The organism is Salinispirillum marinum (genome assembly GCF_042650105.1).
Lineage (GTDB): Bacteria > Pseudomonadota > Gammaproteobacteria > Pseudomonadales > Natronospirillaceae > Salinispirillum > Salinispirillum marinum.
Map to the genome: position 1 here is coordinate 88,268 of NZ_JBHSAL010000008.1, position 14,742 is coordinate 103,009.

Here is a 14,742-nt window from a genome sequence, read left to right on the forward strand (position 1 = left end):
AGCGGCGCATCATCAAGCCATCGGTAAGTGCCTGAATTTTTCTTTCTTTTGTATCGTTTTATCAGGTGTGCCGGACAGGATTATTCATGTTAAGGAGTATGCTGTCATGCATATTGTCGTTGTTGGTGGTGGTGCCGGTGGCTTGGAGCTCGCAACGCGCCTGGGGCGCAAGCTAGGTAAGCGAAACAAGACCAAAATTACCTTGGTGGATCGCAATCAAACGCACATTTGGAAGCCGTTGTTGCACGAAGTCGCCACGGGGTCTTTGGATGCTGGCGTGGATGAAGTCAGTTATCGGGCGCATGCGCACAATCATCACTTTTCATTCGTGTTGGGTACGCTGAGTGGTCTTGATCGCACGACCAAAACCATTACCTTGGCACCGTTGATGTCGGGCGAGGGACAAGAAGTGTTGCCTGAGCGCACATTGTCCTATGATCATTTGGTGCTGGCCATTGGTTCGGTATCCAATGATTTCGGAGTGCCGGGTATTGCCGAGCATTGTATTTTCCTTGATACACCTACTCAGGCCGAGCGTTTTCGCCAGCGTTTGGTGCACGGCTTTTTGCGCCTGAATCAGCAGCTGGAAACGCAACCCGATGCAAAATTGAACATTGCCATTGTGGGCGGTGGGGCAACCGGCGTGGAACTCGCGGCTGAACTCTACAATGCAGCGGAACTCTTTAAAGTCTACGGGTTGAATAATGTCTCTTTGAGTCACTTGTCCGTGACACTGTTGGAAGCAGGTGAGCGCATCTTGCCCGCATTGCCCGCTCGCATTGCCGGTTCTGCGCACATGGAGTTGCGCGCTTTGGGCGTGGATGTGCGTACTCAGGCTAAAGTTGTGAAGGCCAGTGCCGAAGGCTTGCACACGGCAGAAGGAGAGTTGATTCGCAGTTCATTGATGGTGTGGGCGGCCGGCATCAAAGCACCTAACTTTATGCAGGGCTTGGGTGGCTTGGCGACCAATCGTAATAACCAAGTACTGGTGAATCTGCATTTGAACCCAGAAGACGATCCGAACATCCATGTGTTGGGCGATTGTGCTGCGTGTCAATTGCCCGATGGTAAATGGGTGCCACCCCGTGCCCAGTCGGCGCATCAGATGGCGTCTTTGGTGTACAAAAATTTATTGGCGTTGCTTAAAAATAAGCCCTTACAGACCTTTAAGTACAAGGATCATGGATCGCTGATTTCGTTAAGCCATTACAGCACGGTCGGAAGTCTGATGGGGAATTTAACTCGTGGCAGCATGATGATCGAAGGCCGTATGGCGCGCTTGGTGTACATTTCGTTATATCGCATGCACCAGTTGGCTTTGCACGGTTGGTTGCGAATGCTGTTGATTACCATCGTTGAGCGGGTTAATCACATTCTGAAACCGCGCTTGAAACTGCATTAACCGGCATTGAAAGCAGGAGTCGGCGCCAGCGTATGGCGTCGACTTTGTCTTGTGCCTCCGTCAGTGAATAGGCGAAGTGCGTACTTAACGCTCGCAGTGCTACCTTTTGCCACCTTGCATCAAATTCGCGCCAAAAACGATCGGCCGCCGCCGCAAAACGCCATCCCTCAGCAATAATCAAACGATACATGGCCATATGTTGGTCGCACCACCAATACTGGTCCAAATACGCCCACAGTGTGTCTTCCGAGGCGCAGGAGATATCTGTGCTGGGTTTATGCTCTTCGAGCCACGTTTCAATGACGGCGGCTACCAGTACGGCTTTGTCGGGGAAGTGGTTATACACCGTGGGTTTGGATACGGCACAGGTACTGACCACCAAATCGATGGACGTACCTTTGAAACCCTGAGTCAAAAATAGCTGGGTTGCTTCGGCGACAATATGATCGCGTTTTGACGCACGGGCCATCGAGACTGCTCGCTGCTTAAAATTTTACTAAGAGTAAACTTTCGTTAGGGGGGCGTAAAGCAGATACGATCGGATTCAATCGGACAAAACACCGTGCCGGTGGTTGACTTTTAAGCGTATTAGAAGACAATAGCCACAAGTCAACGTTACGTATTGTGACGTGGCGACTCAACGAGTATCGATTGCTTCGATTCTGATTTTTTAATGCAATCTACCAGTGAATTTGTAGTGCAAGGTGGCAGTTAGACAGCTCACAAGGCTGTTTATCGCGGATCATCACACGTCAAATGGCCGGTTAACCGCAGGTATAAGAGTCGAGGGGCGACCACTTGGTCCTGCCAGCATGCATTGTTACCACGATCATGCACACACAGGTTTGTCTCAACGTAGCCGCAGCTTTGCATCCTGCTCAGTGCCGCGCGTTGTTTTCTCCTCTGTAAGGGCCATGAATGCGTCAATGCAGAGCGAGTCTTCTACTCCCTTTGTGGTCACATTCTGGTGTTCATGCTTTGGCATGCTATCGCAGTGCTCGTTAGTCATTTTAACTTTGCCAGAGCGAGTGCCAGCCCATGACCGACACCCACGATCAGCCGCCGATGTTATCCGGTGGACAAATGCTTATGCGCGCCTTGAAAGACGAAGGCGTGAAACATATTTATGGCTACCCCGGTGGTGCCGTGCTGCATATTTATGATGCCTTACACCGGCAGGACGATGTGCAACATATTCTCGTGCGTCATGAACAAGCCGCGACCCACATGGCCGATGCCTATGCGCGTGCATCTGGCAAGGCCGGTGTTGTACTGGTGACCAGTGGCCCCGGCGCTACCAACGCCGTTACCGGTATTGCGACGGCCTACATGGATTCAATTCCTATGGTCATCATTACCGGTCAGGTCATGAGCCATTTAATTGGTGAAGATGCGTTTCAAGAAACGGACATGATGGGAATTTCGCGCCCAGTGGTGAAGCATAATATGTCGGTCCGTCGCCCTGAAGACATTCCCATGCTGGTTAAGAAGGCGTTCTACATCGCCGAAAGCGGTCGCCCTGGTCCGGTGGTGCTCGATATTCCGAAAGACATGACCATGCCGAATGAGCGCTTTCCGTACGTCTATCCGACGGAAATTAAAATGCGCTCTTATAATCCCGTCACCCGTGGTCACAGTGGGCAGATCAAAAAAGCCGTCAATTTGCTGATGCAGGCCAAGCGTCCGATGATTTATTCCGGTGGCGGAGTCATTTTGGGTAAAGCGTCCGATCTACTGGTGACGTTAGCGAAGAATCTTGGCTATCCGGTGACGAATACCCTGATGGGCCTGGGTGCTTATCCGGCAACCGATAAACAATTCGTCGGTATGCTCGGCATGCACGGCACCTACGAAGCCAATACGGCGATGCACAATGCCGACGTCATATTGGCCGTGGGCGCGCGCTTTGATGATCGGGTGACCAATAACACCAAAAAGTTTTGCCCCGGGGCGAAAATCATTCATATCGACATCGATCCAACATCGATTTCCAAAACCGTATCGGCCGATGTGCCCATTGTTGGCCCCGTGCGTGCTGTTTTGGAAGAAATGTTGAGCGCCATTGAAGACAGCAAACTGGCGGTTGACCAGGAAGCCTTGGCCCATTGGTGGAAGCAAATTAATGAGTGGCGCACGCGTCATGGTGGACGTTTTAACACCGACGACAGCGCCTTGCTTAAACCGCAACAGGTGATTGAAACACTGTGGCGGGTAACCAATGGCGACGCCTATGTAACCAGTGATGTTGGTCAGCACCAAATGTTTGCTGCACAGTATTACAAGTTCGACAAACCCAACCGTTGGATCAATTCAGGCGGTTTGGGCACCATGGGTTTTGGCCTGCCAGCCGCCATGGGCGTGGCCTTAAATTATCCTGAAAACGATGTGGTTTGTGTAACCGGTGAAGGCTCGATTCAGATGAATATTCAGGAGCTCTCTACCTGCAAGCAATATAACTTGCCGGTGAAGATCTTGAACTTGAATAACGGCTATCTGGGTATGGTTAAACAGTGGCAAGACATGAACTATGAGTCACGTTATTCCAACTCCTACATGGATTCGTTGCCGGATTTTGTGAAGTTAGCAGAAGCCTATGGCCATGTTGGCATGCGCATTGAGAAGCCGTCTGATTTAGAGCCTGCATTGCGTGAAGCGTTCGCCATGAAAGACCGGCTGGTGTTCTTGGATGTATTAGTGGAGCCAAAGGAGCACGTATACCCGATGCAAGTACCAACGGGTGCTATGTGCGATATGTTTTTGAGCAAGACGGAGAGGACCTAATAGCCATGCGACGCATAATTTCTGTATTGATGGAAAACGAATCCGGCGCATTGGCTCGGGTAGTCGGGTTGTTTGCCCAACGCGGGTATAACATTGACTCGCTAACGGTAGCGCCCACGGAAGATCCGACATTGTCACGGATGACGCTGGTCACCAAAGGGTCTGATGAAGTGATAGAACAGATCACCAAACAATTGCATAAGTTGATTGAAGTGGTGAAGTTGATTGATCTGACCGAAGGCACGCATGTTGAGCGTGAATTGATGTTGGTCAAGGTTCGCGCTTCCGGCGTGCAGCGCGAAGAAGTGAAGCGGACAGCGGATATTTTTCGCGGTCAGATCATCGATGTGACGCCCAATACTTATACGATTCAAGCCACAGGCACCAGTGAAAAGTTGGATGCCTTCCTCAACTCGCTGGCGCAAGCCACTTTGCTGGAGGTGGTGCGTACCGGAGTGTCGGGTATTTCTCGCGGTGAGAAAACCTTGAGTGTTTAACCTGACATCTGTGCTGGTGTTGTTGTATTAGAAAAAGGTATCATAGTCGGAGTTTACACGGCCAGCTTGTGCAACCTATGGCAAGCTGGTCTACACTCCTAGCACGGATTGCGTTTATACCGTCAGTGAGGAAGACATGACCGAAACCGCAGATCGTCCGCTGTTTGCACGCCAGCCCATATTTGATTCAGACCTTCGTATCGTAGGGTATGAACTCCTGTACCGTGGAATGGTAGGTAATCACGCGGTTTTCGAAAATGGCTCTGAAGCCTCCGCCCAAGTGCTGATCAATGCGCTCACCGAAGTTGATTTAATGGAAGTGGTGGATGGCAAGCGCGCCTTTGTTAACTTCACCCTTGATATGCTGTCGGCGGTGCCTGAGTTTGCTAAAAAGCACTTGGTCATTGAACTGCTGGAAGATGTTCCGGTAACGCCCCATCTCATCCGCAAATTGGGTGAGTTGAAAGCGCGTGGCTTTACACTGGCCTTGGACGATTACGGTACGCGCCGCTATCCACGCGAACTCCTCAATCTCATTGATGTGGTGAAGATAGACTTGTTGCATGTCAGCCCATCGCGTCTGCCGATGGTGGTTGAGTCTTTGGAGTCGTTTAATATTCAGCTGTTGGCGGAAAAAGTCGAAACGTTAGAAGACTATGATCGTTGCCGTGTGCTGGGTTTTGAAATGTACCAAGGGTATTTTTTCAGTTATCCGCAAATTATTTCGGGTCGATCGCGCGGCTCAGACCGTCACACCATTCTGGAATTGATCTCCACGTTGTACCGCGAAGATGTGCAGGTGCGCGATGTGGTCGGTGTGATCAACCGCGACCCCGCAATAGCGGTCAAGCTCTTACGTCTCGTCAACTCTGCGTTGTATCGTCGGCAGCGCAATATCCAATCCATTCAACAAGCCATCACCATGTTGGGGCTCAACCGCCTGCGCAGTTGGATTACGCTGTTGTTGTTGGACAAAAATTCAGACCGTGGCAGTGCCTTAACAGAGTTGTCTCTCTTTCACGCGTTTTTTTGCCAGGCAGTTGCTCGGGAAACCAATCCACCGATGGCCGATGCAGCGTTTACGGTGGGTTTATTGAGTTGTTTGGACGCATTTTTTGATGAGCCGATGGCTGCATTGCTAAAAAACCTGCCGCTGGATACGTTACTTCAGCAAGCGCTATTGGCCAATAAAGGTCGGTTAGGCGCGTGGCTACGTTTGGGGCGTTTTATGCAGCGCTACAGTGCACAGCAAGTATCTGAAAATGCGTTGGAAAAGCTGGGTCTTACACGCGAAAAATTATCCGAATTGCAGCAACTGGCGTTGCAAGAAGTATCGGCTGCCAAAAGCGTATTACAAGGCCATTCTGAAGCATTAATTGCTTAGACTTGCCCATCCTTGGGCATAATAAAGCCCGCGAAATAGCGGGCTTTGGTTTCTCAGCTCTTACTGATTGCGGGCTTTTTATTAAGCCTCTACGATTTTCTTCATGTCCTTCATGTAACCACGCAGCTCATCACCGATCCACTCAATCGGGTGCTCGCGAATTTCGCGGTTCACTTCAATCAAGCGCAGGTTATCAACTGCATTGCCCGCGCCCGTGCCTTTACCGATCACGTCTGTTTTTACTTTAGGCATGACGTGTTCCGCCAACAAAGGCACAGCCGCGTTCGCAAACAGATAGTTACCATATTCGGCAGTATCAGAAATAACGACGTTCATCTCATATAGACGCTTGCGGGCAATGGTGTTAGCGATCAATGGCAGCTCGTGCAATGACTCGTAATACGCCGACTCTTCGATGATGCCAGACGCCACCATGGTTTCGAACGCCAATTCAACGCCTGCTTTAACCATGGCTACCATCAGAATGCCATTGTCGAAAAACTCTTGTTCAGCGATTTTGCCACTGTAAGTAGGCGACTTTTCAAAGGCCGTTTCGCCCGTTTCTTCACGCCAGCGGAACAGGTCTTTGTCGTCTGCTGCCCAATCGGCCATCATGGTGCGCGAAAATTCGCCGCTGATGATGTCGTCCTGGTGCTTTTGGAACAAAGGTGCCATTAAGCCTTTCAGCTCTTCTGCCAAATCAAAGGCTTTGACCTTGTCGGGATTCGACAAGCGATCCATCATGTTGGTGATGCCCCCTAACTTCAAGGCTTCGGTGATCACTTCCCACCCATACTGTACTAAATGGCTGGCGTAACCGGCGTCAACACCTTCGGCGACCATTTTGTCGTAGCACAGAATAGAACCCGCTTGCAGCATGCCACACAGGATGGTCTGTTCGCCCATCAAGTCAGACTTCACTTCGGCAACAAAAGAGCTTTCCAATACACCGGCACGATGGCCACCTGTCGCCGCGGCCCACGCTTTAGCGATTTCCAGACCTTCACCTTGCGGATCGTTTTCCGGGTGCACGGCGATCAAGGTTGGTACGCCGAAACCACGCTTGTATTCTTCGCGGACTTCAGTGCCTGGGCACTTAGGCGCAACCATCACAACGGTGATGTCGTCACGGATACGCTGACCCACTTCAACGATGTTGAAGCCGTGCGAGTAACCCAAAGCAGCGCCTTTTTTCATCATCGGCATAACGGTTTCTACTACGTCTGAGTGCTGTTTGTCGGGCGTCAGATTAACCACTAGATCCGCTTGAGGAATCAGTTCCTCATAAGAGCCTACCGTGAAGCCATTTTCGCTGGCATTTTTCCATGATTGGCGTTTCTCAGCGATGGCCGCAGCCCGCAGAGCATAAGAGACATCCAGGCCAGAATCGCGCATGTTGAGGCCCTGGTTTAAGCCTTGAGCACCACAGCCAACGATAACGACTTTCTTGCCTTTCAAGTAATCGCATTCATTGGCGAATTCATTGCGATCCATAAAACGGCAGCGCCCGAGTTGGTCGAGCTGCTGGCGCAAGTTCAAAGTATTAAAATAGTTGTTTGACACGGTAAACCTCTTTTGGTGTGGGCGGGTGGACTGCTATGCCAACCCACCATGATTCGACGCTGCGCAGTGTACCGCGAAACCTTTGTTGCGCAAAATGACTTGTTAGCAATGTTGTATTGCAATTTATGCAATGCTGGTTTTTTGTCGTTCATCGGATTAGGCCGCCGTTTATCTGGATAGGCTGCCGTTGGTCGCTTGCACTTGTCCCTTAGCATGCAGGCTGGTTAAGATGATTCAAAATAGACCGAGGCAGTTGTTGTGTTAACAGTCCCATCATTTATCGACAAAGGTTGGAAGAACATTGTCAAAGCAATTGGGCAATGTTTGTTGCTTTGCTTGGTTATTGCCTTAGTCATTACACCCTTTAACGGCACTCCGTTCTTATTGAATGTTTGGATTTCTGCGGGGTTCGGGCTGTCCATTATTTTCTTTATCAATTTTATCTATCGTGTCAACCCACGAGGTCGGGATCTGCTGAATAACAGCATTGCCATGGCGCTTGGGTTTGCCCTAGGAATGTTGAATTTACTGCTGGTGATGGCGCTTTATTACCCGCAGGCGTTCGAGTCGTTTGATATGGCTCTGTGGTTAACCAATACACTCTTTTCATTTATTGTGAGTATTGCTGCTTTCTACTTTTTTTATTCGATGTATCGCATGCAATCCTTGCGGCTAGCCGTATCAGAACAGCAAGCACGGGCCGCTGAGCGAGAGCGGCAAATGGTACAAAGCCAGCTTCAACTGCTTCAAAGTCAAATCGAGCCGCATTTCTTATTCAATACCCTGGCGAACATTCAGGCACTGATTGACGCTGAGCCTGAGCAAGCTAAACACATGGTGGCGGCATTGACCCACATGCTGCGTGCTAATTTACAGCGCACTCGCTCTACGGAGACGACCTTGCGGGAAGAGTTTGAGTTGGTACAACATTATTTGGACATTCAGGCAATACGCATGGGCGCGCGATTGACCTTCGCGCTGACACTGCCAGATGCGTTGAAAGCCGTGAAAGTTCCCCCCTTGTTGTTGCAGCCCTTAGTGGAGAATGCGCTGTTGCATGGCATAGAGCCAAACGTTGAGCCGGGGCATATTGCCGTACAAGCCATTCAAGAAGGTGAGGGGGTGATCTTACGTGTTGTGGATAACGGCGTAGGGTTGACCGCGACAGACTCAACCGGCATTGGCTTGACCAATATACGTGAACGATTAGCGTCGCTGTACGGTGCGCAGGCAACATTGACGGTACGGCCTGTTGTACAAGGACAAGGCGTGTTGGCCGAGATTAGGATCCCCCACCATGGCGCATGACGTTTTAACATGGCAAGCGACGGCTTTGATTGCCGATGATGAACCGGTACTGCGGTTCCATCTACAAAAACTGTTGGCCGAGTTGGCGCCCCGGCTGGAGGTCATCGCCACGGCCGCTAACGGCGACGAGGCGCTTACTTTAGTGCGAGAAACGCGTCCGGATGTGGTGTTTTTGGATATCAAGATGCCGGGTATGACAGGGCTTGAAGTAGCTCTGGCGATGCAACAAGAGGGTTTGACAGAGGACGTCGCCATTGTTTTTTTGACGGCCTATGATCAATACGCGGTAACGGCGTTTGAGCGTGAGGCAGTGGACTACCTGCTCAAGCCGGTTGAGGCGTCGCGGCTGACGAACACTCTCGTTCGACTGAGTAAACGTGCCGCAGCGGAGCCGGACGGCGGGTTGAATCTACAGACTTTAAAATCGTTGTTGAATGACGATGCAGCGACATCCCGTTTACGCTGGATTAATGCTCAACGCGGTGAAGACATTCACGTGCTTGCGGTAGACGATGTGTTGATGTTTAGAGCGGAAGACAAATACACCACCGTATTTACACCACAGGGTGAATTCTTAATCCGTCGGTCATTGAAACAATTGGAAGATGAATTAGATCAGGCGCAGTTCTGGCGGATACATCGCAGCACGCTAGTGCAGGTATCCGCCATTGAAAAAGTACATCGGAGTATCACCGGACAATACCGTCTGCACGTCAAGGGAGTTCAGACACCGGTTGCCATTAGTCGGCGTTTTGCAGAACGGTTTAAGCAAATGTAGCTGACAGTGTCAGCTCACGCCCACATAGCGCCCGGGTTTGTGGTTGATGGTCAAGATCAGGTTCATACTGCCCGCGCCCAGCACTGAGAGCAACACTTGTGGCCAGGGTAGGACAGCAAAAGCCATCACCAGAATGACGGCATCAACGCCCATTTGGAAGGTTCCCGCACGCACCCCAAAGCGGTCTTGCACGTACAGTGCTAGAATGTTGATGCCACCAAGGCTAGCGCGGTGACGAAACAGCATCAATATACCGACACCAAACAAACAACCACCCAGTATTGCCGCATAGGCTGCATTTAACTGCTCAAAAACGACCCATTGCGGCATCATCTCTGCGAACGCTGACAGTAAAGCAACGGCAACAAACGTCTTGAGAGTGAATTTCCAGCCCATTTTAGCGATGGCCAGAACATAGAACGGTAAATTCAGCAGGAAGAAAATGGGACCAAAACTCCAACTGCTGGTGTATTGCAATAGGAAAGCCAAGCCCGCTGTGCTGCCGGTTAACAGCATGGCGTGGCTATAAAGTGTGACTCCCAGAGAAACAAACAACGTGCCGAGAATCAAGGCGATACCGTCTTCTACTAAGGTGTGCTGTTGGCCTTCAAATCCCGGGGTGTCGTATTCTTGCGTCATGGCATTTCCTAGCTGATCGTTTTGGGGGGCGCATTATACGGAAAGATGCGTTGCAATGGAGCGCAGCATGTTGTCGGTGCTTCGATAGTCCAAGGGGATAGGGTGTATCGCGTCATCAAGAACTAATGCGAAGGACGGGAAACTATTCAATCCTAAACTGCGGGCCAGAGTAATATCTTGCAGCAATTGAGACTGTGTTTCCTCGCTGTTCAGTGCTTCGGCAAACGTTTCCAAGTTCATGCCAATAGCCACCGCACAACCTAAGAGTACATCGGTGTCGGATGGATTCTGTGCCTCACGATAATAGGCACGTTGAATCGCCGAAATCATTGCTGCTTCCTTGTTGTCATGGCGCGCCAGTATAGCGGCTCGACAGGCCGGGTAGGTGGAACGGCGCGGCGTGTTGTTTTGCCAAAATTCGTAATTAAAGGTGGCGTCCAATTCGTCGGCAATTCTGTGCCAGATTGCCTCCAATTTCATCCGCATTTCTGCGGGCATGGGTTGGTCGGAATCGGGCGCCAGACCTCCGGCCAGATAAACGATCTGCAATTGGTCTTGGCTGTAGCGCTCGATGAGGGCTTCTTGCAGTGCTTGCCATGTGGGGCTGAAGCCGTAGCACCAGCTGCACATCGGATCATGGGCGTAATACAGGGTGGCTTTTGCCATATCATGAACCTCTTGTTGATGCCTTCCATTGTGACGCGAGAGGTGTGCCGAGGCAAATGAGACATGACAAAGCGTTGCATTAACTGCAATGATAGGACAAGTTTGTTGGGCATTCGGAAAAACCGATGGATATCAAATCTCTGCGCTTGTTTTTATCGTTAGCCAATACGTTGCACTTCGGTAAAACCAGTGCGCAAATGCACGTCAGTCCGTCCACGCTCAGCCGCACCATCAGTCGGTTGGAAGAACAATTAGGCACGGTACTGTTTGAGCGCGACAACCGGACGGTCGTGTTGACGCCTGCAGGGAAACAAGCGCGCCGTCATATTGAAGTGATGTTATCCGCGTGGCAGCAATTGCAGAGTGAGTTGCAGCAGTCGGCACACAGTCTGCGGGGTCAAATTCGGTTGTATTGCTCTGTAACGGCAAGCTACAGCCTGTTGCTTGAGTTGTTGCAGCACTTTCGACCTTTGTATCCTCGTATTGACGTGGTAGTAGAGACGGGTGACGCCGCTTATGCCATTGAAAAAGTCCAACAGGATGATGCAGATATCGCTATTGCCCCCCGCCCTGATACTTTGCCCAGTAATATTGAATTCCTAGAATTCTCCCGGTCGCCTTTGATGTTTATTGGCCCTGTTATTTCCTGTCCGGTTTCCGAACAACTAGGGGCCTCTCCGATCTCTTGGGAAACGGTTCCGTTCATTGTTGCGGAGCATGGCTTAGCGCGTCAGCGCTTGTATGAATGGTTTCGGCAGCGTACCCTTCAGCCTACCGTTTATGCCCAAGTCGGCGGACATGAGGCCATTGTCTCAATGGTTGCATTGGGTTTTGGTGTTGGTGTTGTACCGGAGTTGGTGTTGACCAACAGTCCAATGCGGGAGCAAGTACAGGTGTTGCCCGTAACGCCTGCCTTGGCGCCGTTTGAGATTGGCCTATGTGCATTGCGTCGGCGGTTACAAGACCCCGTAGTGGATGCTTTTTGGCGCATGCGTCATTCACCAAGTTGATGAGAATTGAGTAAGAAATGAGTGAGCAACCGGCCAAAAAAGGCGCTTCGCAAGATACTGAAAATGAACAAAACTCGCTCAGTGCCGCAGACGCTTACCATGCGCGGCGTGGGGTTTATCTGATCCCGAACTTGCTGACCACCACTGCGCTTTTTGCTGGTTTCTATGCCATTGTCGCCGCGATCAAAGGTGACTTTAACAATGCGGCAGTGGCCATTTTTGTGGCGATGATTTTTGATGGTTTGGACGGGCGTGTGGCTCGGTTAACGCATACGCAAAGTGAGTTCGGCGCGCAATACGATTCCATGTCTGACCTGGTAGCCTTCGGCGTCGCACCGGCGTTGGTGGCTTTGTTGTGGTCGCTCGATAGCCTCGGTAATTTAGGCTGGGCAGGGGCTTTTGTTTATGTTGCGGGTGCTGCCTTGCGGTTGGCTCGGTTCAACACCCAGATCAGTACGACCGATAAGCGGTTCTTTGTTGGTTTGGCCAGTCCAGCGGCAGCCGCTATCGTGGCAGGCTCTGTATGGGCCTTCACGGAACTGGGCATAGAAGGTACGGATTTGGCCGTCGTTATGGTTATCTTGGTCCCCGCTGTGGGTTGTTTGATGGTCAGCAATGTGCGTTATTGGAGCTTTAAGGAAGTAGGGGTAAAGGGACGTATTCCTTTCACGGCACTGTTGTTGATCATTATGGCCTTTGTTGTTGTCGCACTCGACCCTCCCATCGTGTTGTTGCTCGTGGCCTTTGCCTATGCCGGATCCGGGCCTGTCATGGAAGTATGGCGCAAATTCAAGCGCCGTTCGGCAACTCCGGATGGAGATCTGTAAATCTGGTGCCAAGTCCATGTCCGTCGGGAACCTGGGTAGAGTGAACTCAGTCTACACAGTTGACGTATGACTATAACCGTTCTCAAGCAGAGGTTTCCCATGTCTAAGAGCAAGCGCCTGACCGAAAACGATGTAACGCCCCGCGATATCTATGTGAATAGGCGTCGTTTCTTAGGAGGGAGTGTGGCACTTGTGGGGGCCGCTACCATCGGCGGCGAGGCGTTTGCAACGCCGGCTGACTGGATGTTGCAGAAGGTTAAGCAAGACTGGCCCCAGACAGTGTCTACAGACGAAAGACTGACGCCTGAATACGATGCTACACACTACAATAATTATTATGAATTCGGTGTGGGTAAGGACGACCCAGTGCGGAATTCTCAGGATTTCCGTCCAGACCCTTGGTCGGTGACGGTGTCTGGGGCATGCAATAATCCCGGTACCTATGCGTTGGAAGATCTTCTTCAAACGCAGAATCTTGAGGAGCGTATCTATCGTCTGCGCTGTGTTGAAGCATGGTCTATGGTCATACCTTGGTTGGGCTTTTCTCTAGCCGATATGTTGCAGCGCTTTGAGCCAACCAGTGACGCCAAATATGTCGCCTTTGAAACCTTAATGGATCCTGACCAGTATCCGAATCAACGGTCATTCCGCCCTGCCATACCGTATCCCTACCTTGAAGGATTGCGTATGGACGAAGCGATGCATCCGCTCACGCTGATGGCTGTCGGTATGTATGGTGAAGTGCTACCGAATCAAAACGGTGCGCCATTACGCTTAGTGGTGCCCTGGAAGTATGGATTTAAAAGCATAAAAGCCATCGTGCGTATCCACTTTACGGCCGATGAGCCGCCAACAACCTGGAATATTGCGGCGCCTCGTGAATATGGGTTCTACGCAAATGTTAATCCTAACGTTAATCACCCTCGTTGGAGTCAGGCCACTGAGCGACGTTTACCATCCTCATTTCTGAGTCCCAATGTTATTGATACCCAGATGTTTAATGGCTATGCCGAAGAGGTGGCTCAGCTTTATACGGGAATGGATTTGCGGCGTTATTATTAATGTGGTCAACATTTAAGGTCACGGTCCGGCCAGCAGTGCACTTGCTCTGTGGGCTTCCGTTGTTGTATTGGTGCTGGATGGTTTGGCGCACCATAAATGGAGAGCGTACTCTTTTAAGTACTGATCCGGGGCAGATGCTGGCCGATCAAACAGGCTATTGGGCATTTAACCTGCTGATTATCAGCTTATTGTTTACGCCATTGAGTAAGTGGTTTAGGCTGCGTTGGGTGGGTTATCGCCGCGCCGTAGGCTTATGGGCCTTTGCCTATGCGGTGATTCATGTGCTGGTGTTCTATTGGCTCATTTTAGGCGCCAATCTTTCCTCGTTTGGTCGAGAACTTGTGCAACGGCCTTATATTGTATTGGGTGCAAGTGCACTCTTCTTGTTGCTCCTGCTGGCGGTTACCTCGAATCAGTTCTCAATGCGTCGATTAAAAAAACGCTGGAAGGATTTGCATCAATGGGTATACCTCGCAGCGATGCTGGTTGCGATTCATGCGCTGTGGCAAATCAAAGGTGATTGGGGTTGGCCGATGGTTCAAGCCATAACGGTTATGCTGCTTCTGGGTGTTCGCCTGTGGTGGGTCCTCCAGCGACGTTTGAGTGCAGCTAAGTAATTTTCAAATTACCCGTTGACACCCTCAAGAATGTCTCTATAATTCGCGCTCCCTGACACGGCCACTCGCCATTAAGGGCGTTGTATTGAAGGTTTAAAGTGAGTTGGCAAGGGTTCGCTAAGTCATTGAAAAACAAAGAAAAAACTTCAAAATAACGATTGACACGGAAGGCTGGCGCTGTATAATGCGCGCCACTGAAACGAAGCAG

15 protein-coding genes are annotated in these 14,742 nt (G+C 50.8%); 10 read left to right on the top strand and 5 right to left on the bottom strand.

The features are described 5' to 3' along the window. Positions 1-106: 106 nt before the first annotated feature. On the top strand, positions 107-1,402 hold the full coding sequence (locus ACFOSD_RS15625) for an NAD(P)/FAD-dependent oxidoreductase (RefSeq protein WP_380698220.1): 1,296 nt from the start codon (positions 107-109) through the stop codon (positions 1,400-1,402). Here ACFOSD_RS15625 and ACFOSD_RS15630 read toward each other — a convergent pair. Continuing rightward, a complete protein-coding gene (locus tag ACFOSD_RS15630; RefSeq protein WP_380698222.1) occupies positions 1,365-1,871 on the bottom strand; it encodes a TetR/AcrR family transcriptional regulator in 507 nt (168 codons plus the stop codon). The genes ACFOSD_RS15625 and ACFOSD_RS15630 overlap by 38 nt on opposite strands. A 596-nt stretch (positions 1,872-2,467) precedes the next feature. On the opposite strand from ACFOSD_RS15630, the gene ACFOSD_RS15635 reads away from it, so the two are divergent. From ACFOSD_RS15635 to ACFOSD_RS15645, 3 genes are all read left to right on the top strand, one after another. Then, on the top strand, positions 2,468-4,183 hold the full coding sequence (locus ACFOSD_RS15635) for an acetolactate synthase 3 large subunit (RefSeq protein WP_380698252.1): 1,716 nt from the start codon (positions 2,468-2,470) through the stop codon (positions 4,181-4,183). A 5-nt stretch (positions 4,184-4,188) separates the two neighbouring features. Beyond that, on the top strand, positions 4,189-4,680 hold the full coding sequence (gene ilvN / locus ACFOSD_RS15640) for an acetolactate synthase small subunit (RefSeq protein ID WP_380698224.1): 492 nt from the start codon (positions 4,189-4,191) through the stop codon (positions 4,678-4,680). A gap of 136 nt (positions 4,681-4,816) precedes the next feature. Beyond that, entirely contained in the window at positions 4,817-6,064 is a 1,248-nt protein-coding gene (locus ACFOSD_RS15645; protein WP_380698226.1) for an EAL and HDOD domain-containing protein, read from the top strand. Between the two features lie 81 nt (positions 6,065-6,145). Here the strand turns inward: ACFOSD_RS15645 and ilvC are convergent, their stop codons facing one another. Beyond that, positions 6,146-7,627: a ketol-acid reductoisomerase gene (gene ilvC, locus ACFOSD_RS15650; protein ID WP_380698228.1), complete on the bottom strand. Its 1,482-nt coding sequence runs from the start codon at positions 7,625-7,627 to the stop codon at positions 6,146-6,148. Between the two features lie 258 nt (positions 7,628-7,885). Here ilvC and ACFOSD_RS15655 point away from each other — a divergent pair, with 258 nt between their 5' ends. Beyond that, positions 7,886-8,935 (top strand): sensor histidine kinase, encoded by a 1,050-nt coding sequence (locus tag ACFOSD_RS15655; protein ID WP_380698230.1) that lies wholly within the window; start codon positions 7,886-7,888, stop codon positions 8,933-8,935. Further along, complete coding sequence (locus ACFOSD_RS15660; RefSeq protein ID WP_380698232.1) at positions 8,925-9,713, top strand: LytR/AlgR family response regulator transcription factor; 789 nt, start codon at positions 8,925-8,927, stop codon at positions 9,711-9,713. The genes ACFOSD_RS15655 and ACFOSD_RS15660 overlap by 11 nt, the downstream gene beginning before the upstream one ends. Positions 9,714-9,722: 9 nt before the next feature. Here ACFOSD_RS15660 and ACFOSD_RS15665 read toward each other — a convergent pair whose 3' ends face one another. Continuing rightward, positions 9,723-10,352 (bottom strand): YitT family protein, encoded by a 630-nt coding sequence (locus ACFOSD_RS15665; protein ID WP_380698234.1) that lies wholly within the window; start codon positions 10,350-10,352, stop codon positions 9,723-9,725. A gap of 33 nt (positions 10,353-10,385) precedes the next feature. Beyond that, positions 10,386-11,018: a DsbA family protein gene (locus ACFOSD_RS15670; RefSeq protein ID WP_380698236.1), complete on the bottom strand. Its 633-nt coding sequence runs from the start codon at positions 11,016-11,018 to the stop codon at positions 10,386-10,388. A gap of 125 nt (positions 11,019-11,143) precedes the next feature. On the opposite strand from ACFOSD_RS15670, the gene ilvY reads away from it, so the two are divergent. From ilvY to ACFOSD_RS15690, 4 genes are all read left to right on the top strand, one after another. Beyond that, positions 11,144-12,028 (top strand): HTH-type transcriptional activator IlvY, encoded by an 885-nt coding sequence (ilvY, locus tag ACFOSD_RS15675; RefSeq protein ID WP_380698238.1) that lies wholly within the window; start codon positions 11,144-11,146, stop codon positions 12,026-12,028. A 17-nt stretch (positions 12,029-12,045) separates the two neighbouring features. After that, a complete protein-coding gene (gene pssA / locus ACFOSD_RS15680; RefSeq protein ID WP_380698240.1) occupies positions 12,046-12,855 on the top strand; it encodes a CDP-diacylglycerol--serine O-phosphatidyltransferase in 810 nt (269 codons plus the stop codon). A gap of 99 nt (positions 12,856-12,954) precedes the next feature. Continuing rightward, positions 12,955-13,917, top strand: a complete 963-nt coding sequence (msrP, locus tag ACFOSD_RS15685) for a protein-methionine-sulfoxide reductase catalytic subunit MsrP (RefSeq protein ID WP_380698242.1) — start codon at positions 12,955-12,957, stop codon at positions 13,915-13,917. A 77-nt stretch (positions 13,918-13,994) separates the two neighbouring features. Beyond that, positions 13,995-14,534 carry a protein-methionine-sulfoxide reductase heme-binding subunit MsrQ gene (locus tag ACFOSD_RS15690; RefSeq protein WP_380698244.1) on the top strand — a complete coding sequence of 180 codons (540 nt, stop codon included), beginning with the start codon at positions 13,995-13,997 and terminating at the stop codon, positions 14,532-14,534. Here ACFOSD_RS15690 and ACFOSD_RS15695 read toward each other — a convergent pair. Next, a partial coding sequence (locus ACFOSD_RS15695; protein WP_380698246.1) for a hypothetical protein occupies positions 14,527-14,742 on the bottom strand: 216 nt, incomplete at its 5' end. The two genes, ACFOSD_RS15690 and ACFOSD_RS15695, sit on opposite strands and share 8 nt — an antisense overlap.